Origin of the sequence: Alkalihalophilus lindianensis, from assembly GCF_032843265.1 — a bacterium.
Lineage (GTDB): Bacteria > Bacillota > Bacilli > Bacillales > Bacillaceae_D > Alkalihalophilus > Alkalihalophilus lindianensis.
In genome coordinates, this window is the sequence record NZ_JAWJBA010001066.1 from 1 (window position 1) to 234 (window position 234).

Sequence of the window (234 nt, forward strand, 5' to 3'; positions counted from 1 at the left end):
TTGTGAAAAAGGCATATTTTAAATCACCAGGCGTAATATCTGCTAAAATTTTGGCCAGCATTGCTCTTAGCGGGTCTAGCAGGTCTTGACTATGAAGTGCCTGCCGTTTCAATTGATCGGTTACTGCCTTAACGACCTTCGGATTACGGTGACCCACATTATAAATACCAAAACCGCCAAGACAGTCGATATATTCTTTTCCGTTTACATCCTTAAAGCAAGCGCCATGATCGG

General features: G+C 42.7%; 1 protein-coding gene. It reads right to left on the reverse strand.

Going from position 1 to position 234, the window contains the following annotated elements; genetic code table 11:
- On the reverse strand, window positions 1-234 hold a 234-nt coding region (locus tag RYX56_RS25390; protein ID WP_317124520.1), incomplete at both ends, for an aminotransferase class III-fold pyridoxal phosphate-dependent enzyme.